The organism is Pseudoalteromonas luteoviolacea DSM 6061 (genome assembly GCF_001625655.1).
Lineage (GTDB): Bacteria > Pseudomonadota > Gammaproteobacteria > Enterobacterales > Alteromonadaceae > Pseudoalteromonas > Pseudoalteromonas luteoviolacea.
This window is the reverse complement of record NZ_AUYB01000100.1, coordinates 132,032-152,948: the sequence shown is the minus strand read 5'-3', so window position 1 is coordinate 152,948 and position 20,917 is coordinate 132,032. Positions and strand designations below refer to the sequence as shown.

Here is a 20,917-nt window from a genome sequence, read left to right as displayed (position 1 = left end):
TTTTTATAATTTTTATAATTTTTATTTTAGTACCAATTTATATATCCTGCACTACATTATTTTAGGAGTCATACATTTCGGAGTAACCTTAGTGTTCAAACGCGTATTCGTATTATCTACGGCCCTTCTATTAGGAGCCTGCCAAGATGAAGTTAATACACAAGCAGAGCCAGAACAAATCAGGCCTGTTAAGCTTCATACCGTCAATGATCCTGCCGCAGCCACTTTGCGCCATTTTCCGGCAGAGGTCGTCGCTAATCAAGGGTCTTACCTCGCATTTAGAGTCAATGGAGAATTAGTAGACTTTCCAATTTTAGCTGGCCAAGAAGTAAAGAAAGGACAACTGTTAGCTAAGTTAGACCCTGAAGACTTCGAGTTGCAATTTCAACAACGCAAGGCACAGTACGAACTGACGGCTCTACAACTAAACCGCATTGAATCACTTTTTAATAAATCCACAGCTTCTAAGGCTGAGTACGACCAAGCATTAGCAAATAAACAAGTTGCGGAATCAGCATACCGTATCGCTCAAACTAACTTAGCAAACAGCGAACTTCGTGCACCATTTGACGGCACAGTTGCAAAGGTGTTCGTTAAGAACTTTGAGAACATCGTTGCAAAACAAAATATTTTACGCCTTGAGACTCGAGACCGCATGGATGTTGTCATCCAAGTCCCTGAAAAACTCGTTGCGAGAGTAAACAAAGATCTAGACTATCACCCAAGTGTTGTGTTCGATGGCTTTCCAGATAAATCTTACTCTCTTACTATAAAAGAGTGGGATACTCAGGCAGATCCCGTTACTTTGACATACAAGGTTGTATTTTCTCTACCCATCCCAGAAGATTTTAATCTGCTTGCTGGTATGACTGGTCATGTCTATATCGACCCCAGCAAAGTCACCAACCTTGCCAAAAAAACACTAATGGTACCAACAGAAGCCGTTTTTTCATCACCAAATGAAAAACTAGAAGGGAATCACTATGTCTGGGTGTACGATACAGAATCGGGTGAGGTCTCTATGCGCCATATAAAAATTGGCCAAATGAGGCAGTCAGGCATTGAGGTTCAAAGTGGTTTGCAAGCGGGCGAAATTATTGTTTCTGCAGGTGTTCACCACTTAAAAGAAGGACTAAAAGTTAGACCGTGGACCAAAGAGCGAGGCTTGTAATATGAGCTTGGCACAATGGTCAATTGAGAACAAAGTTATCAGCGCTATGTTTGCAGTGCTTTTGCTGGCAGCTGGCACGGTTTCTTACTTTGGACTTGGACAACTAGAAGATCCTGAATTTACGCTAAAAAAAGCAATGGTAATTACGACTTACCCTGGTGCGTCACCACAACAAGTCGAAGAAGAAGTGACTTATCCAGTCGAGAACGCGATTCAGAGCCTGCCGTATGTAGATTATGTGACGTCAATCTCATCTCCGGGTAAATCGCAGATTTCAGTGGAAATGAAAAGTACCTATAGAAAGGAAGATTTAAAGCAGATCTGGGATGAACTAAGGAGAAAAATAAATGACCTAACTCCTCAATTACCTCCTGGAGTAAACCCTCCCAGTATTATTGATGATTTTGCTGACGTTTACGGCATGCTTTACGGTGTAACAGGCACTGGTTACACATATGATGAGCTGAAAGATTATGTCGATTTTTTACGTAGGGAACTTGTATTAGTAGATGGTGTAAGCAAAGTTACAGTCGCTGGTGAGCAGCAACCACAAGTCATTGTTGAAATCTCGACGCAAAAACTTTCCCAGTTGGGTATTTCTCCAAACCATATTTTTTCTCTGTTGCAAACACAAAATACCGTTTCTAATGCAGGTAAAATTCGTGTAGGTAATGAATCTATCCGTCTTCACCCTACAGGTGAATTTTCTGATGTGTCCGAATTAGAGGGCCTTTTGATCTCTTTGCCAGGCGCGAAAGAACTTATTTATCTTGGCGACGTAGCCACTGTATCGAGAGAATATCAAGAAGTACCGAGTCATATTACACGCTTTAATCAAGAGCGTGCTTTGCTACTGGGCATCTCTTTCACATCGGGTGTCAATGTGGTTGATGTTGGACATTCCATTCAAGACAGATTACATGAACTCGAATACCAAAGACCGTATGGTATAGAAGTGAACGCCGTTTATAATCAACCCGCTGAGGTTAAAAAGTCAGTTGATGGCTTTATCATTAGCCTATTGGAAGCCGTTGCAATCGTAATAATCGTGTTATTGATTTTTATGGGGGTCAAAAGCGGAATACTAATCGGGGGGATCCTTTTACTCACCGTACTAGGCACATTCATTTTTATGAAATTGTTTGCGATTGACCTGCAACGTATCTCTTTAGGCGCACTGATCATCGCACTAGGTATGTTAGTTGATAATGCAATTGTGATAACAGAGGGCATATTAATCAACCTCAAGCGCGGTCAAACCAAAGTCAAAGCAGCGGTCAATATTGTTGAACAGACTAAATGGCCTCTGTTAGGTGCCACTGTTATCGGCATCACAGCTTTTGCGCCAATCGGTTTAAGTTCAGACGCCAGTGGTGAATTTGCTGGTTCATTATTCTGGGTACTTTTCATTTCTTTATTACTAAGCTGGGTCACAGCAATTACACTTGCGCCGTTCTTCGCTAACATGCTATTCAAAGAACAAATCCAATCAGCACAAACCGCTGAACATGTGGATCCATATCAGGGGGTTATTTTTACTGCATACAAAGCTCTTCTGACTTTTTGTCTAAAGAACCGTTGGACAACTGTTGTTGCTATGGTGTTATTGCTAGTAGGTGCAGTTATGGGCTTTAAGTCTGTTAAACAATCTTTCTTCCCTGCTTCTAATACACCAATGTTCTATGTCGACTATTGGCATTATCAGGGTTCCGATATTAGGAGTACTTCTGACAACGTCGAAAAGCTAGAGGCATTTTTAAAACAGCACGACACTGTGAAAGAAGTGACAACGACAATTGGGCAAGGTGCGCCGAGGTTCATGCTAACCTACGGCCCAGAAAAGCAATACGATGCTTATGGCCAAATGATCATTCGCGTAGAAACTCGTGACGATGTTACCGCGATGATTTCAAAAGTCAGAGAATATGCGGCTCAAAACGAGTTGGATGGCCAACTTAAGATCAAACGAATGGAAATTGGTCCTTCCACAGATGCCAAAATAGAAGCAAGGTTTTCTGGGCCTGATCCGGTTGTGCTCAGACAATTGGCATATGAAGCTAAAAGCATTCTTGCGAAGGATGATGGTGCACACAGTATCCGTGACGATTGGCGAGAAAGAAGTAAAGTTCTTCAGCCAGTTTTCAATGAGCAAAAAGCACGTCGATTAGGGATCAGTAAAACAGACCTTGACCAACTACTGCTGACAAGCTTGTCTGGTGCTCAAGTTGGCTTGTATAGAGATGGAACAAAGATGCTTCCAATCGTTGCCCGTTCACCTGAAGCTGAGCGCTATAGTGTTGAAAATTTACAGGATTTACAAGTATTTAGCCCTGTTTTGAATGTCTATGTACCTGCAAGCCAGATTGTAGACAGTTTTGAAGTGGTCTGGGAAGATAGCTTGATTATGCGCCGCGATAGAAAGCGCACAATTACGGTGATGGCAGATCACGATGTAATTGGCAATGAAACACCTGCAAAACTATTTGCCAGAGTTAAAGCAGATATTGAAGCGATTGAATTACCCCAAGGCTATACCATGGAATGGGGCGGCGAGTACGAATCATCAACCGATGCCCAAAAGGCTATCTTTGGCTCGCTACCTATCGGGTATTTGAGTATGTTTATAATTACAGTACTTCTGTTCAATTCAGTCCGCAAACCTCTAGTAATATGGAGTACGGTTCCATTAGCCATTATTGGCGTAACTGCTGGTCTTGTACTTTTCCAAGCTCCGTTCAGCTTTATGGCTTTACTTGGATTACTCAGCTTATCAGGTATGCTAATCAAAAATGGTATCGTGTTGATGGATCAAATAAACCTAGAAGTAGACAGTGGAAAAGATCCATATCAAGCTGTATTTGATTCTGGTGTTAGTCGTGTACGACCAGTATCCATGGCTGCGATCACTACAATCTTGGGCATGATACCGCTGCTGTTTGATGTGTTCTTTAAGTCCATGGCTGTAACGATTATGTTTGGCCTTGGCTTTGCCACAATTTTAACTTTAATAGTTATCCCTGTGGTTTATTGCTTAGCGTTTAAGATAAAAGCACCAAAACATGCTTAATACATAAAAAAAATGGCCGCTTAGCGGCCATTTTTTTTGTTCAAGGATAAAGTACCCTTTAACTTTTGAGATGACTTTACAGCTTTTTTAGGTTTTTCTACTTTTTTTCGAACATTGCTTTTAGTAGGCTTTGTTCCGTCGTGCTTCTTTGTCGCTCTGCTATTAGGGTTTGAATCACCCTGTTTCCTTGTCGCTTTGCTGTTAGGCTTCACGCGCTTTTGTTTATCCAATGACGCCTCCTCTGTTTTTGAAGACCCTTCAATAGACGCGTTAATTTCAGCCATTTCTTTTTCGCTTAAATGTCTCCACTCGCCAGCTCTAAGTCCATTTAAGTTAACATTCATAATACGAACGCGCTTTAGTGTTTGTACTTCGTAACCAAAGTGCTCACACATTCTTCTGATCTGTCTATTTAGACCTTGCGTCAATACTATCGTAAACTTTTTAGGCCCCGTCTTTTTTACAAAACACTTTTGAGTAACGGTACCAAGGATTGGCACACCAGAACGCATACCATGTATGAATTTCTCATCGATAGGTTTGTCGACAGTAACAACGTACTCTTTTTCGTGATTATTACCCGCGCGAAGTATTTTATTTACGATATCTCCTTCATTGGTGAGAAATATTAAACCTTCAGAAGGTCTGTCTAATCGGCCAATGGGAAATATACGTTCAGGGTAGTCTATCGCGTTAACGATATTGCTTTTGATTTTGCGCTCAGTTGTACATGTCACACCAACGGGCTTGTTGTAAGCGATATAGACCAGTTTAGGCTTGGCTTTGAGTGGCTTATTGTCAATCAAAATTTCATCGCTGTCTGTAACTTTAAGTCCCATTTCAGCTACTTGACCATTAACCGAAACCCTACCTTCACCAATTATGGTGTCTGCTTCTCTTCTGCTACAAAAACCAGTTTCGCTGATGTATTTATTTAATCGCTTAGGTGTATCCACGCCAATCTCAATATCGTAAAAAGCGTAATTGTATATCTAAATCCGTCTAAAATGAATCGCTTATTCTAGTATCACGGATTGCGTCTTACTCTGTTTGAGATACTTGGGAGAAAAATCATATTGCGTCAGCTTTTTGTCTAAAATGCTGAATTGTTTGTAGTCAATTCTCGACCAATCAGGGTTATTGGAAATCCAGATATATTCATCAATGTTATCTTGGGTAATGGAAGATAGTTCAAATGTAATTTGACTGTTGTTGAGCCAATATTTATTACCATGATGATAATCAAAAATGGATACAAGGGCCCATCCACCCATCATAAAATGCCCACCAACTGATGCACTTAAATGCCCTTGTTGAATCAAAGATAAACTATCAGACAGCCAATCAAAACCACCAATTGCGACTTTACTTCCCTCTTTGTTAAGTTGCCTTATTGCTGTCTGTGCTCCCATAGCCATTAGGTCTGAAGCACTCCAAATTAGTTGCGTATTTGGGTAACGTTTAAATAACCGTTTTGTTTTTGTGTAAGCTTGCTCTTTGGACCAACTTGCATGTACAGTTTGCTGCAGCTTTACCCCTGCACTCTTAAAGTAATCTGCGGCTCCCTGATTACGCTTATCTGACTCACTTCCGTAATGACCATTGATGGCCAAACCGTTCACATTTCCTTTGTATCCATTAGCTTTTACTCTGTCATGTAGCGACTTGGCTAAATCAAACCCAGCTTGGTAATTATCGAAATAGATCTCACCTAACCAGTGCTCAAAGCGTTGCTTAGGAAACCCTATTTCTTCTTTTTCCATGCCTGTAATTGTCTGCTCTAAGGTAATAAATTTTATGCCGTAGTTGTCCAACATTGTTAATGTTTGCTCAGCACCACCGGGGTATAACATTAAGATGACGTAGTCTGGACTGGCCCTGTAATCAAGGTACTTTTTTAACTCTGCGAGCTGAATGTGCCGATTTCCATCTCCATAAATCACATCGATGTTTACACCGAGTTGTTTGCAGGCTTCTTCAGTAATTTTTTGTACTTTGCCCCAAAACGGCTCACCAGCTAGAGAAGGATTAACAAACAACACTGAAAAGCCTGGTTTTGCTAAACATGCAGGTGAACAAACTAATACAGCAAAAATTAGAACTACTCTGAACAATGTCATTTAGCTACTCTCTTTTGAAAAAATTCCTGAAGACTCATGAATAACCTCTCCGCAGGCCCCATTACTTTATAATATGATAAAGTCCAAGCTAAACTTAATTGTAGAACAGTCAGCGCAACAAATATTGTTATGAAATGTATTTGGCGCAATTCCAGTTGCAAATTTTGCAAGATGAGCTGAAACGTCACAATACCCAGAATAGACTGTAGTAAATACAGAGACAACGAATAGCGACCAGCTAAAACTAAAACGTTACCTTTTGCAATTTTCGACCGGGGAATGTAGGTAGATAAGCTAATAAGTGCGAGACAAAATGGGATCGCAAATAGCCAGTTTACAACCTCAAAAACAATTCTATGCTCATAAAAAAATAGCCAACGAGCACTGATGGAACCAAAAACAGCCAATGGTATCAATACCGCAATACAAAAGAGTGGCGAAAGAGCTCGACCCTGCAACCATCCGGCTCGGTACATAAGTACACCGATCACCATTAACCCAAAAGTATACCAGAGCGTTAAAAATGGTATAAGCGTGAGCATTTCAAAAAAGTGTTCAATATTGCTACGAAAAAATGAGAGTAACCCATCAACAGGTTTGGTTGGAATTAACGGGGTTGGCTCATCATAAACAAAAGCCAAATAAGCGAGCAGTGTAATTGGTAATACGATTGTACAAACTGAAAGCTTAACCAGTGTTTTACTGTCGGACTGGATGACATAGAGTAAAAGCAAACCCGAGAGCGCATAATTAACTAGTATGTCTCCAGGCCAAATTGCAAAACCGTGAATACACCCAATAACGCCTAGCGCATAGAGCCTTGTTTGGGCTTTTCGAGTAAAAAAATCATTGCCATGTTTTTCTATAAAAAGGCACATAGATAAGCCAAACAATATACTAAATATTGTACGAAAGCGCCCTTGAGCCACAACATCAATAAAAAACGTTAAAAATGCGTCTAAACCGCCCTCATCAGCTGCAATATATCCATTATTGAAATCAGCCATGTAAGCGAGGTTGGTCAGTGGGAGCCCCAAAAGGGCAACCCCCCTTAAAGCGTCTACTAAAGAGACTCTACTCATCAATATACATGTTCACGATACATATCTGCCCAATTGACTGCTTGAGCGTGGAAGTCTGGCAAGCTTTCATCAGACATGTTCAGCATAGTACATGCCTCTTGCATAGCCCACCAGCTACCACTTTCGTATGCTCTGACAATATTTAAAATGTAAAATAAAGTATTTGGTTCACCCAGCAATGCGTCATGTAAAACTTCGGGAAATGGCAGCCGTTCTACCACAACTTCCATTGGCTTGTCTAAAATCGCATCCAATAGAGAGAACAATCCAGTTAAAAAGCTCATACTTGATAAAGAAGGCGCAACTTGCTTGCTTATGAGTTCACAAAATCGCGAACGAACTATGCTTAACCTAGTAAGTTCAGTTGGTTTTTGCTCTGCAACGTGTGCAGTCATAATAAGATTTACAAACTTGATAATGCGTTCATGACCTAAATAAACGAGTGCTTGTTTGAGTGATTCAATACGATTTTTAATCGGGAAAACACCAGAGTTAATAAGCCTGAGTAATTTGTATGCCAATGCAGTGTCTTGTGCAAATAGCTCGGCAATACGGGGAATATTCATATTTGGTTTTAATGCTTCTGAATAAATCAACATGACAATGGCATAATTAATTTCAATGTCATTTTGGGCAATCATGGTCGGCTTAGCAAAAAAATAACCTTGGAAAAAGTTGAAGCCCATTTCTTTTGCTTGTAAAAACTCCTCTTCTGTCTCGACTTTCTCAGCCAACAATTGAAGGTTTTTACGCTGTTTTAGCTCTTTTACGAGCGGAGCAATTTCCTCTAGTGGGCTTTGAATAAGATCGAACTTTACTAGCCTTGCTAGTTTAAGAAATGGCTCCCACTCCTTGGAGTAATTAAAATCATCCAGTGCTAATCGGAAATTATTGTGAAATAGCTGTCTTACTTTTTCGTAGTTTTCTCTTGTTGGGGGAATTGTTTCTAATAATTCTAGGATGACATCATCTGTAGGTAAAAACTGTGCCAGTTCTTGATTTAGTGACTCTTCACCGATGTTAATTAATGCCTTCTTTCCAGATGTTAAATACCTTGTCCCTAAATTCAGTTGATTATCCATAATCAACCTAGCAGTGGCAGCGTTTTCAGCGATATTGGGAAAGCTGTTTTTCGTTCCATCACGAAACAACAGCTCATATGCTACCACGTGCTTCTTGCGATTAAAAATGGCCTGGCGAGCCACAAACACTTTCAAATCATCGCTCCTAGCTTTACTGTTTAATAACAGTACTTTTGTTCTATGCTTTTTAATTATATTTAATAATTTTAACCCGAATTTCTGATAAATAAAATCAAACTAAAACATTAAAGTACTAGTTTTGTATTGCTAGGTTGAGCTAGCCCTAACTACTCATATAACTTTTCCCTGTACAGTATAGCGCTTTGTTCCCACGTAAACCGTTTTTCTGCCGCATTTTCAGAAATTTTATTATAGCGCTGCGAATCACTCTTAAACATTTCAATGCATTCACCAAACCGATTAACTAAACTCGTTGATTGTTCAGCAATGCTGTCCCCAGAAAACACAAACCCTGAAATATTGTTGTCAACGGTGTCTGCCAACCCACCAACATTGTTAACTAAACAAGGCTGACCAGCCCTCATAGCAAGCATCTGACTAATGCCACACGGCTCAAAAGAACTTGGCATCACAAATAAGTCGCCAACCTGATAAAGAAGCTCACCAATACCTTCTCCATAACCCCTTAAATACAGAACATTTTCATTTCGCGCCATGACTTGCGAAAAAATATACTCCAGCTCAGCATCACCAGAGCCGAGTATAATCATTCTGCCTTCAACTCTTGCTAACAGCCTTGCCATTGCGTCAAGAACAAGGTCACTATCAAATGGTTGTTTCAACAGCAGTGCTTTTTGGTCTGTAAGTCGGCCCACACTGGTTACCAAAGGGCCTGCACAAGGAGTACTGAGCCACTTAATTACCCTTTGGTGAGCAATATAATGTGTACTTTGCAATTCATTTTGTTTTGCCATCCAAATAAACAGGTTGGACTCAGCGCTTTCTAAAAGTAACTCCCAACTGGCTTTTGGCACTTCATAGTCATAGTTACAACCATTTAATATACCGACTAACTTCCCTCTCTTAGCCGCCAACTGCATATCGTGTTCAAGACCTTCGCCGCCAAAGAAACCAGCCTGATGATCACTCCCCTTTTGCACCTCATTACAATAATTAGGTGAGACTAAATGAACTCGGTCAGCTAAGTTAATTGCAGCTCTCATGGGGTTAAAGCAATGGGGATAATGATGGTCGCAAATTCGTTGGCCATCATAACTTAATGTCGGATACCAAGCTTCTAGGCTAGACTCGTCGCCATTGAAAGGCCTAATGCCTTGTAACGCTAGGTTATGAACAGTAAAAATAGTTTTTAAGTTTTTAAGCCTTTCAAATCGTGGGCTAAATTCTCTTAGTACAGCAACGCACGCAGCATGCCAGTCATGCAAGTGAAGCACATCGACTTCTGAAATCAACTCGTGTTCGATCACTTCACACACTGCTGCACTAAAAAATGCAAACTTATTTGCATCCGTATAAAAAGGTCTGCCATTGTCGTTACAATACACCTCACCGCCATGCTCAGAAAATAATGAGTGTGAAATAACATATTGGCTTACACCATCTTTTTCTTCAACTCGCCATAAAACGGCTGTCTCAAGGTGCTGCTTAAACGGAATCGCAATATCTGCCACAAACTGACGCGGCATATGGGCTTGGCCATAATCTGGCACAATTACCGATGTTTTAATATTTTTTTCAGCTAAAGCGTAAGGGATGTCACGGATCACATCCGCAACACCACCCACTTTGCAATTAGGCAGCCTATCATTTTCGGCTGCCACCATAACTACATGCATAAAATAACCTTAGGCGCTTTCTAAACTAGACTCTTTCGGCTTTTGGCTTTGCTGCAGTGCTGCAAGCATATCCCGAGTAACTAATACAATGCCCTTGTTAGATACCCTAAAGCCATTGCTGCGATCTTCCTCAGCGTCATACCCAATCCTCATCCCTGTGGGTATTTCACAACTTCGATCAATTATCGCATTTTTAATTCTACAATGGCGATTGATTTTAACCCCTGGCAAAACTACGGCCCCTTCAATTTCGCAGTACGAATGTACATGCACATTTGAAAACAGTAGGGATTTTCGAACTACAGAGCCTGAGATAATGCACCCACCTGAAACGGTAGAATCTACTGCCATACCTCGTCTATTTTCGTCATCAAAAATAAATTTGGCAGGAGGTAGCTGCTCTTGATACGTCCAAATCGGCCAAGACGGGTCGTATAAATCTAATTGAGGTTCAACTGATACGAGCTCCATATTAGCTTCCCAGAATGAATCTATTGTTCCTACATCACGCCAGTATGGTTGGCCTGGATGACTTGGGTCTCTAAATGGAAATGCATATACATTATGTTCCTCTATGATTGAGGGAATAATGTCATGTCCAAAGTCTCTGCCAGAGCCTTCTCGTTGAGCATCTCTTTTTAGCTGTTCAAATAAAAACTCTGTATTGAACACGTAATTACCCATAGATGCTAAACAAATCCCTGGTTTTCCTGGTATGGATGAAGGCTCTGCCGGCTTTTCATCGAATCTACGGACACGTTTATCTTGGTCTACCGTCATTACGCCAAACGTATTCGCAGCCTCATCACAATCTACCTCAATACAACAAACGGTCATGTCAGCACCTGTTTCTACATGCTTCGCAATTAACGCACCGTAGTCCATTCGATACACATGATCCCCTGACAAAATCATTACGTACTTTGGTAATTCATGACGAATAATATCCATGTTTTGAAAAACAGCATCGGCTGTACCGCAGTACCATTCATCACCATAACGCTGCGATGCGGGTAAAATTTCGACTGATTCCCCTAATTCTTTTTTGAAGTGACCCCACGCACGATTTACGTGGCGTATCAACGAATGCGACTTGTACTGCGTTGCAATACCCACTCGTCGAATACCCGAGTTTATGCAGTTCGATAATGGGAAATCTATAATTCTGTGCTTACCACCAAAGTAGACCGCTGGCTTAGCACGCCAGTCGGTTAATTCGTGCAACCGACTGCCACGCCCACCTGCAAGGATCAACGCATACGTGTCTCTTGTCAGGTTACTGATATAACGGTTTGCATAACTCGGCATTTCTTATCTCCATATTTATGTTCAAGGCGGTTACTGCATGGGTTTCAATCGCCAAATATCTTCACTGTATTGCGAAATCGTGCGATCACTAGAAAATGTGCCACTAGCTGCTGTATTTAATATACTCATCCGATTCCACAATGTTTTGTTCGTGTAACTCTGCGCAGCACGTTGCTGTGCGTCAAAATAACTTTCGAAGTCTTGAGCAACTAACCAAGGGTCATGAGGGCTCTGAATTGACAAAATGATGTCGTCAAAAATATTAGGCTCAAATAGATTGAAGTGACCGCTGGCCAATAGCTTCATAGTATTTTTTAAAGGTGTAAAAGACTCGATAATTTCACTGGGGTTATAATTCTGCCTTACTTGGTTGGCCTGCTCTGCAGTTACACCAAACAAAAAGAAGTTATCGTCTCCAACTTGCTCACGAATCTCTATATTCGCTCCATCCAATGTTCCAATGGTCACTGCACCATTCATCATGAACTTCATATTGCCAGTTCCGCTGGCTTCTTTACCTGCGGTTGAAATTTGTTGAGACAAATCAGTCGCGGCGCAAATGGTTTCCATTGCTGTTACATTGTAATTAGGTAAAAATGCAACTCTTAAGTAAGGCTTGGCAGCACTGTCTTTGTTAACGACATTAGCAACATTGTTTATGAGCTTTATAATGAGTTTAGCCATGTGGTAGCCCGGAGCAGCCTTACCACCAAACAAAACACACCTAGGGACCATGTTTTTTACTTCACCACGTCGAATTTGGTCATATAAAGCAATGACATGAAGTATATTAAGCAATTGGCGTTTATATTCATGAATGCGCTTTACCTGAACATCAAACATCATGTCAGTATCGAATTGAACACCACAACGGCTTTCCACCAGCTTCGCTAGTTTCACCTTATTGTGCTCTTTTACTTGCTGCCACTCACGGTGAAAAGCCGCTTTATCATAAAAACGTCTGATCCCCTGTATTTCTGAAAAGTCAGCTTGCCAACCCTCACCAATTTTTTCCGTGACTAGTTGTGCTAGCTCAGGGTTACAATGGGCAAGCCATCTTCTCGGAGTTACACCGTTTGTCTTATTGTTGAATTTGCTTGGCCACAAATTATAAAAACTATTGAACAGACCTGATTTAAGAAGTTCGGTGTGTAACGCTGCAACACCGTTAACCGAAAAGCTGCCGACGATAGCAAGGTATGCCATTCTAATTTGGGGCTCGGGGCCTTCTTCAATTAATGATAATTCTCTTTGTTTATCAATATCACCTGGCCACTTAAGTGCCACTTCAGCCAAGAATCTAGCGTTAATTTCATAGATGATTTCTAAAACGCGAGGTAGAAGACGACTAAATAAAGATACAGACCATTTTTCAAGCGCCTCAGGTAGCAACGTATGATTGGTATACGCCATCGTTGTTGTCGTAATGCTCCACGCAGCCTCCCACTCTAACTCATATTCATCCAACAACAACCGCATAAGCTCCGCAACAGCCACACTCGGGTGTGTATCGTTTAGTTGAAAAACATGGTAATCCGCAAAATCACTAAAATCGGTGCCATGCTGCTCGGTCCATTGATGTAGTATGTCTTGTAAACTGGCACTGGATAGGAAATACTGCTGTCGAAGCCTAAGCTCTTTACCATTTTCACTCGCGTCGTTTGGATACAACACCATGGTAATTTGCTCTGCAAGGTTCTTTTTGGCTACAGCTTCAGAGTAACTTCCTTGATTAAACTCTTTTAGATTGAATTCATCTGTCGCCTCAGACTTCCAAAGCCTAAGGGTATTTACAACCCCATTTCTATAACCGGGGATAGGCACATCAAATGGCACAGCGAGAACATCTTGAGTGTTTACCCAATAATGATGAACTCGACCTTGTTTATCGGTATGCGTTTCTACATTGCCAAAAAACTTAACTACCTTAGCCTGCTCTGGAGCACTCAACTCCCAAGGGTGTCCCTCTCTGAGCCACTTATCCGGATGCTCTATTTGTGCACCATGTTCAATTGATTGATTAAACATTCCATACTCATAGCGAATACCATATCCGATAACCGGAAGCGCAAGAGATGCACAACTATCAAGAAAACATGCAGCCAATCGTCCTAAACCACCATTTCCAAGCCCAGCATCATGCTCTGCTGACTCTAATTCTTCTAAGTTAGTGCCATATTCACTGAGTGCGGACTCAATCTGTTCTTCCAAATCCAAGTTTAATATTGCGTTACCTAGTGCTCGCCCCATTAAAAATTCGAGCGATAGATAAGCTGCTTTTTTGGTTTTTTGCTGGTCTAAATGCTGCTTTGTGGCACGGCACCTAGCAACCAGCCTATCCCTAATGGTCAAGGCTAAAGCTTGAAATAGGTAGTGCTTAGACTCCCCTACTTTATCTCGTCCAAGTGTGTAGTAAAAATGTCGATTTAAGTCATCAGCTAAATCGCTTTCATTGAGCTTAGGCGCATCCTGCCAGTGTTTAACGACACACACATTAGACTTTTTCTGAGCCATTCGCGGTTTCCTCATTATGAGACAAGAGTACCCATGCACTCTGTCCTGTTAGGCGAAAAGAGTTGAGAGGCTGATCTGCTTCAATATCAATATCTAAAGAAGAATAGGCAACCTCCCAGCTAGTAGAAAACGGAGATTCAGGTAACTGTATTTCGGCTCCATCACAATCTGCATGCAAAATCACTAATACAGCACTGCGTTTTTCATTATCAGCCAAAATATAGATTAAGGTTTTGTTGAGTTCATCATGCCAGTCGGACTCACTCATGATTTGCCCCGCGCTGTTGTACCACAGCACCGCAAATCTATTGTCATCCGCGTGAACATAAAACGGATGTTTAAACACACTCAATTTGCTGCGAATTTTCATGAGTGATGTAATTGACGCTTTGAGTATTTGTGGAGAGTCTAGATTATGCCAATTAAGCCAACTATTCTCGTTGTCTTGACAATACGCATTGTTGTTGCCCTTTTGAGTATGGTTAAGCTCTGTGCCTGCACAGATCATCGGCACCCCTTTGGACATAAATAATGTAACCAAGGCATTTGTTTGTTGTCGCTTGCGTCTGTTTATTATTTCAGGATCAACAGTTTCACCCTCAACACCACAATTAAACGAATAGTTTTCACTGTGCCCATCGCGATTGTGCTCACCATTCGCATCATTATGTTTGTTTTCATAGCTAACCCAGTCGGCAAGACTAAACCCATCGTGACTGGTTAAGAAGTTTATTGAATTTAGCGGCCCTCTCAAATTGTGTTCAAACAGATCATTTGAGCCGTGTATACGCTTAGCAAGCTCAGGTAGTGTGCCACTGTCACCACGCCAAAATCGTCTTACAATATCACGGTATTTATCATTCCATTCCCTCCATGGTGGTGGAAATGCGCCAAGTTGATAACCTCCAGGCCCTACATCCCAAGGCTCTGCAATTAGCTTCACTTGTGACAAAACAGGGTCTTGTGAGATAGCTTGAAAAAAAGCATGCTGACCATGAAAGCCATCGTTTGTTCGCCCTAGAATTGTCGCAAGATCAAACCTAAATCCGTCAACGCCCATGTATTCAACCCAGTACCGCAAACTGTCTAGAATAAGCCTCAAGGTAATCGGGTCATCAATATTTATGGTATTTCCACACCCAGTGTCGTTGATATAAACCGACTCAGGTGTATGTAACATTCGATAATAACCACGATTGTGCAACCCTTTCATGGATAGCATTGGTCCATCAATTCCGCTCTCAGCAGTGTGGTTGTATACCACATCAATTATGACCTCAATGTTATGCTCGTGGAGCGTTGCTACCATCTTTTGAAACTCAGTGACATTTCCATTCACACAGTATGCTTTGTGTGGCACAAAAAAACTCAATGTGTTGTAGCCCCAATAATTCTGTAAGCCCTTGGTTGTCAAAAACTGCTCACTGATAAAGGCATGAACAGGCAGAAGCTCTATTGCCGTAACCCCCATACTTTTTAAGTGCTCAATAAAACCGCTATCACATATACCTAAGAATGTGCCTTGCTTCTCTTTACTCAATCCTATTAAAGTTTGTGTTGCGCCTTTGACATGACACTCATAAATAAAAGAATCGTGCCATGCTATATCTGGCTTTTTACCCTCATAAACTTTTGGGGTAAAAACTCTGCTTTTTGGCATGTCAATGGCATTATCATGAGAATTAAATTCGCCAACAGGTAGATGGCAGTAGTGCCGCTCACTCCAAGTAAAATCCCCTCTAAAATCCTTACAATACGGATCTAACAACAGCTTATTTTTATTGAAAAAGAAACCTTCTCCAGGGTCGTACAGGCCATCAACACGGTAGCCATATAATGCGCCTTCACCGATGGACTCTACAAACAGAGTCCAAAGCCCGCCTTCACGTTTGTTCATCTCCATACGAGCTATCTCAGTGTTTGCCTGATCATCAAACAAACACAGAATAACCTGCTCAGCATTAGGGGCATATACCGCAAAGTTGACCCCCTTTTCACAAACTGCATTACCCAGTGGGTATGTACATCCAATTGACGTTTTTAACATGTTATGCCGAGATATACTTTAGATAGACAGTGCACAGAGGTGGAACTGTTATTTCTATGCTTTGTTCAAAGCCATGACTAGAAACGGGCTTTGACTCTACCAATTGCTGTTTATGAGCAACAACCTTAACCCCACTACCAAACAAATCTTGATCATCAGAGTTAAAAACCACTTGATAAACTCCGGCTCTTGGTACACCTAATTTGAAGTGATGGAATACTTGCGGAGTGAAATGACTTACCACTATTGTTAAGTCAGAATAGTGTTTGCCAAAGCGCGCAAAACTAAATATGGACTGCTCATCATTATTACAGTCAATCCAGCGGAAACCAGCAGGCGATGTGTCCACTTCGTAAAGCGCAGGCGTTTTGTTATAAAGTTTATTTAAAGACTTCACTGTTTTATAGATGCCGCTATGCGCTTCACTTTCCAGCAAAGACCAATCCAAACTTTGATTATGATCCCACTCAGTTCTTGGCGCCAACTCACTCCCCATAAAGAGTAGTTTCTTTCCAGGGTGGGCAAACATAAACCCATAATAGGCTCTCAGGTTGGCAAACTGTTGCCAATCATCTCCTGGCATTTTACTGAGTAATGAGCCTTTGCCATGCACAACTTCGTCATGACTTAGAGGCAAAATATAATTTTCAGAAAACGCATACGCCATAGAGAAAGTCATTTCATGATGGTGATACTTTCGGTGAATAGGGTCTCTCTGCATAAAGCCAAGACTGTCATTCATCCATCCCATGTTCCATTTAAACCCAAATCCAAGACCACCATGTTCTACGCTTTGCGTAACGCCCGGCCAAGCAGTAGACTCTTCTGCCACCATCATGATGTGCGGATTGTTCTTGTAACAAGCTGAATTGCTCGACTGTAAACAATTGATCGCACCAATGTTTTCTCGGCCGCCATATTGATTGGCTATCCACTCACCCTCATTTCTCGAATAATCGAGATAAAGCATAGATGCCACAGCATCAACTCTTAGCCCATCTAGTTTAAACTCACTTAGCCAATAGTTAGCATTGGAAAGTAAGTAACTCTTAATTTCCGGCCTTTCATAATTAAACACACAAGTATTCCAGTCAGGATGAAAACCTTGCCGCTTATCAGCATGCTCATACAAGTGCGTACCATCAAACTTCTGCAATCCATGCGGATCTGTAGGGAAATGACCGGGCACCCAATCAAGTAACAACCCAACCTCCTGCTCCTCACACTTTTTGCTAAAGTATTTAAAATCCTCTACCGAGCCAAACCGGCTCGTAGGAGAAAACAAGCCAACCGGCTGATAACCCCATGACCCATCGAATGGGTACTCACTGATTGGCATCAGTTGGATGTGAGAAAAGCCCAATTCTTTGACGTAACTCACCAAGTCATCTGCCAACTCACGATATGTTAAATATCGATTGTCTTCTTCTTGGCGCCTTTTCCACGATCCCAAATGTACTTCGTAAATAGAAATGGGGGCATCTACACTATTTCGTTTACGACGAGCATTGATTTGCTCACAACTCAACTCAACAACGGATGTATTTTCTTGAAGGATACTTGCCGTACCGGGGGCTTGTTGCATTTTTTGAGCGAATGGATCTGCTTTTTCTAAAACACTGCCGTCAAGTGTTGTAATTGCAAACTTATAACATTGATCTGGCTGTAACCCTGGGACAAATAAATCCCAAACCCCACTTGCAGGGTGCAAACGCATAAAATGCTGATTCGGTTGCCAATAATTAAAGTCACCGATGACGGATACACTTTTAGCGTTAGGTGCCCAAACACTAAATTGAACCCCTTTGGCCCCTTGGTGTGTTAAGAAGCGAGCACCAAAGTGTTTATTGCCATGTTCTAACGTGCCTTCATTAAACAAATACATTGCATGTTCATCCAATGCACTTGCGAACCTATATATATCGTCAAAGATGACCTCTGAACTTTCAAAAGACACTTTTAAACGATAATCTTGGGTATTGAATGATTCTTCAAACTGGGCAACAAACAGGCTTGAATCGAGGTACCTTTTCATTTGCGTCTCAATGCCATCATGCAAAACCTTGACTGAAATTGCGCTGGGAATAAATATTCTCAATGCAACTGCACGATGTGTTTCAAAATCAACTACGTGAGGACCTAAAAAGCTAAATGGGTCACTAAAACAACCCGATGACAATGCACTCACTTGTTCTGAATAATCTTCAATACTTCCAAGCTTTTTGTTTACAGAATTCATTGTTTTTTCCTGATCTCATTAAGCTGTTTGATAAATTCTTGCTGCATTTCAAAGATATCAACAAGCTCATGATTTAATTTGCGACGCCAATTGGGGTACTCGGTATCGGTACCTGGTATATTTACAGGTACCTGTTGCAAGTCTAGGTCATCAAGCTGAATAGCCAAAAGTTGGCTGGGACACGCGGCTAAAACTTTCATAACATTTTGATAAATAACTTCACTAGAACTGTCCATATCAAAGCAACCATCCGTGAACTCATGTAACCAATCTAATAGGCGGCCCTTTTCAACTTCCCTATCTCGTAACTGCTTTTGCCGTTGCTCTTGATTAATAATTTCATATGCAAGCTTGACGTTAATATCATTACCGCTCCACCAACCATGAAAAGGGGGAACATCATGGTTTGCCACCATAGTTAGCGCATTGGATCTGAGCTTTTCGCTTGACTTAAATGCACCATTTTCATTTTTTTCAAAATAAAAAAGCGTATTGCCAAAAATAGCTGACTCTTCTAAAGAGCTAGTCACTTCAGGAGGAACTACTCCCAAATCTTCCCCAATAACGATGGTTGAACTCAAATGGGATTCAATCTTTAAAATCGCTAATAAGTGCTCAAATGGGTAGTAAACATAACAACCAAGCTCTTTTTCATCCTGTGTGAAACACCACCATAACCTACGCAGGGCCATAACATGGTCGATTCTCAAAGCACCAACACTGCGCATGTTTGCTCTAACCAGAGATTTGAAGTAATGAAAATTATGTGCTTTCATTTTCTGTGGGTTTGGTGCAGGTAACCCCCAGTTTTGGCCGTTTTCAGCCCATGGATCTGGAGGCGCCCCCACGTTTGCTCCATGTGTGAAGCAATCTCGATAAGCTTGAAACTCCATACCTTCTTTGGTACACCCCACAGCGAGATCACTAACCAAACCAATACTCATACCAAGTTCAGTGGCCAATTCTTGACACCTTTCAAGCTGCGCTGAGCTAACCCATTGCAAAAACCATTCAAACTGACTTAAAGGGAGTTCTCCAAGCTCTGCTTTTTGCTCTGCCAAAAACAGCTGAAAGCTTGCACATGCATCAGATTCAGGTGCCCACGCGTCGTATAGCTTTTCAAACAGAAGGTACTTCGTCTGACTGACAACAGAATAATCAACATACTGTCCATCAAATGCTCTATTTTCATTGGCATTCGTACTGCTTAAAAAACGCCTCCAACACGCATTGCCAACGATGCTTTCAACATCGTCTAATGATATGTATAACGGATTTATCAAACAGCGATGAGAAGGGCTATAAGGGCTCGCTTTTTCTGGTTGATCTGCAAATAGCATGTGCAATGGGTTCAATAAAATAAAATCGACCCCAAAATTGGCTGATTTACACACTAACTCCTTTAAATCGCTAAAGTCGCCAAAACCAAAGTTCCTGTTACTTTTCAGCGTATACAGCTGTATGGATAGGCCTAGCGACTTTCGCTCACTTTTGCCCAAATATGGGTTGTAACATGTTTTTGGAACAGACCATAATTCAGTCCTGAATGTTCCTAAGTTACAAGTTACCTCCATATCGAAGTACCCAACAGGCAGTGCTCCAACAGATACTTCTATAGCAATGTAATGCTCATTGTTATATTGATAGTTTCCAACTTCACGGCAATCTGCCAAATTCACCGATAACGCTACACCACACTTAAATATTTTTATATCAACTAGATGACCGCGATATGATGATGGCACTTTTAATTCAAAAGTTCCCATCTCTGAGCTCGCCAATGTCACCTCTGCGAGCATTTGCATCCAAGGTGCAACATCCAAAGCAAAATTCTTCGCGGTGATTAGGTTTTGATCCGACGTATCAATACCACAGCAATGCAAAGCTCCCTTTCTAGTTGCTTCATCAAAGACAACATATTCACCATTATATTTTGTAAAGTCGTACCCGATACCATGCAGGTAGTACAGTTGCTCTAACCCTTCCATTGGCAGCTAAGCCAATCTTTGTGTATCAACTATACTATTTTCACTGCCAAACCCATTGGCAGCATATCCATCAGCATTGTGGTCGTTATCCCAGCTTTTGCCATCAATAAGGTAACGAAAGTGAAATTGCTTCTCGGTTGGGAGTCGGTGTTTTAGTCTAAAACGTTTGTCTTTTTTATTAAATTTCATCGAAATGGGTTGCCAATCATTAAACTCAGCAACTAATTCGACCTTACTTGCATCTGGGTGAGAAAACTCAAACGTAATTTCAGCTTCGTTTTTTGTTTTAAAAAAACGTTTTGTTAACATCTTGGGCTCCAAAAACCTAACCTGGTTGGTGTTCCTTGCCACAAAAGGATGTCGTATAATTCATACTTATACGTACACATTTTGTGAGAATAATTTAGTACATCAAATAAACTCGTACGCCTCACAACAGTGCAATACAACTTACATTTGCACCAGAAAAGTACATTTTTGGA

Annotated in this window: 13 protein-coding genes; 2 read left to right on the top strand and 11 right to left on the bottom strand. The window is 41.2% G+C overall.

Annotated features, from left to right (window positions below; all coding sequences use genetic code 11):
* Window positions 1-91: 91 nt before the first annotated feature.
* Complete coding sequence (locus tag N475_RS10735) at window positions 92-1,171, top strand: efflux RND transporter periplasmic adaptor subunit (protein WP_063365246.1); 1,080 nt, start codon at window positions 92-94, stop codon at window positions 1,169-1,171.
* Window position 1,172: 1 nt separating this feature from the next.
* Entirely contained in the window at window positions 1,173-4,238 is a 3,066-nt protein-coding gene (locus tag N475_RS10730) for an efflux RND transporter permease subunit (RefSeq protein ID WP_063365245.1), read from the top strand.
* Between the two features lie 20 nt (window positions 4,239-4,258).
* Here the strand turns inward: N475_RS10730 and rluF are convergent, their stop codons facing one another.
* The 11 genes from rluF to N475_RS10675 form a co-directional block, all read right to left on the bottom strand.
* The gene (gene rluF / locus N475_RS10725) at window positions 4,259-5,194 is read right to left on the bottom strand and encodes a 23S rRNA pseudouridine(2604) synthase RluF (RefSeq protein WP_063365244.1); all 936 of its coding nucleotides are present in this window, start codon (window positions 5,192-5,194) and stop codon (window positions 4,259-4,261) included.
* A 60-nt stretch (window positions 5,195-5,254) separates the two neighbouring features.
* On the bottom strand, window positions 5,255-6,358 hold the full coding sequence (locus N475_RS10720; RefSeq protein WP_227008506.1) for an ABC transporter substrate-binding protein: 1,104 nt from the start codon (window positions 6,356-6,358) through the stop codon (window positions 5,255-5,257).
* The gene (locus tag N475_RS10715) at window positions 6,355-7,440 is read right to left on the bottom strand and encodes a DUF418 domain-containing protein (RefSeq protein ID WP_081215867.1); all 1,086 of its coding nucleotides are present in this window, start codon (window positions 7,438-7,440) and stop codon (window positions 6,355-6,357) included. Before N475_RS10715 ends, N475_RS10720 begins: the two co-directional genes overlap by 4 nt.
* Complete coding sequence (locus N475_RS10710; RefSeq protein ID WP_063356244.1) at window positions 7,440-8,657, bottom strand: EAL and HDOD domain-containing protein; 1,218 nt, start codon at window positions 8,655-8,657, stop codon at window positions 7,440-7,442. Before N475_RS10710 ends, N475_RS10715 begins: the two co-directional genes overlap by 1 nt.
* Window positions 8,658-8,809: 152 nt before the next feature.
* Entirely contained in the window at window positions 8,810-10,339 is a 1,530-nt protein-coding gene (locus N475_RS10705) for a glycogen synthase (protein ID WP_063365243.1), read from the bottom strand.
* Between the two features lie 9 nt (window positions 10,340-10,348).
* Complete coding sequence (glgC, locus tag N475_RS10700; RefSeq protein WP_063356242.1) at window positions 10,349-11,647, bottom strand: glucose-1-phosphate adenylyltransferase; 1,299 nt, start codon at window positions 11,645-11,647, stop codon at window positions 10,349-10,351.
* Between the two features lie 30 nt (window positions 11,648-11,677).
* Complete coding sequence (locus tag N475_RS10695; RefSeq protein WP_063356241.1) at window positions 11,678-14,161, bottom strand: glycogen/starch/alpha-glucan phosphorylase; 2,484 nt, start codon at window positions 14,159-14,161, stop codon at window positions 11,678-11,680.
* Complete coding sequence (gene glgX / locus N475_RS10690; RefSeq protein ID WP_063356240.1) at window positions 14,142-16,208, bottom strand: glycogen debranching protein GlgX; 2,067 nt, start codon at window positions 16,206-16,208, stop codon at window positions 14,142-14,144. Before glgX ends, N475_RS10695 begins: the two co-directional genes overlap by 20 nt.
* A gap of 1 nt (window position 16,209) precedes the next feature.
* A complete protein-coding gene (gene glgB, locus N475_RS10685; RefSeq protein WP_063356239.1) occupies window positions 16,210-18,447 on the bottom strand; it encodes a 1,4-alpha-glucan branching protein GlgB in 2,238 nt (745 codons plus the stop codon).
* Window positions 18,444-20,435 (bottom strand): 4-alpha-glucanotransferase, encoded by a 1,992-nt coding sequence (gene malQ, locus N475_RS10680; protein WP_063365242.1) that lies wholly within the window; start codon window positions 20,433-20,435, stop codon window positions 18,444-18,446. Before malQ ends, glgB begins: the two co-directional genes overlap by 4 nt.
* A 6-nt stretch (window positions 20,436-20,441) precedes the next feature.
* Window positions 20,442-20,744 carry an isoamylase early set domain-containing protein gene (locus tag N475_RS10675; protein ID WP_063356237.1) on the bottom strand — a complete coding sequence of 101 codons (303 nt, stop codon included), beginning with the start codon at window positions 20,742-20,744 and terminating at the stop codon, window positions 20,442-20,444.
* Window positions 20,745-20,917 lie beyond the last annotated feature (173 nt).

Coding starts and splice junctions, on each gene's coding strand:
- N475_RS10720 (WP_227008506.1), bottom strand. CDS start 6,358: ATGACATTGTTCAGAGTAGTTCTAATTTTTGCTGTATTAGTTTGTTCA.
- glgB (WP_063356239.1), bottom strand. CDS start 18,447: ATGAATTCTGTAAACAAAAAGCTTGGAAGTATTGAAGATTATTCAGAA.
- glgC (WP_063356242.1), bottom strand. CDS start 11,647: ATGCCGAGTTATGCAAACCGTTATATCAGTAACCTGACAAGAGACACG.
- glgX (WP_063356240.1), bottom strand. CDS start 16,208: ATGTTAAAAACGTCAATTGGATGTACATACCCACTGGGTAATGCAGTT.
- N475_RS10715 (WP_081215867.1), bottom strand. CDS start 7,440: ATGAGTAGAGTCTCTTTAGTAGACGCTTTAAGGGGGGTTGCCCTTTTG.
- malQ (WP_063365242.1), bottom strand. CDS start 20,435: ATGGAAGGGTTAGAGCAACTGTACTACCTGCATGGTATCGGGTACGAC.
- N475_RS10705 (WP_063365243.1), bottom strand. CDS start 10,339: ATGCATGTAGTTATGGTGGCAGCCGAAAATGATAGGCTGCCTAATTGC.
- N475_RS10730 (WP_063365245.1), top strand. CDS start 1,173: ATGAGCTTGGCACAATGGTCAATTGAGAACAAAGTTATCAGCGCTATG.
- N475_RS10675 (WP_063356237.1), bottom strand. CDS start 20,744: ATGTTAACAAAACGTTTTTTTAAAACAAAAAACGAAGCTGAAATTACG.
- N475_RS10695 (WP_063356241.1), bottom strand. CDS start 14,161: ATGGCTCAGAAAAAGTCTAATGTGTGTGTCGTTAAACACTGGCAGGAT.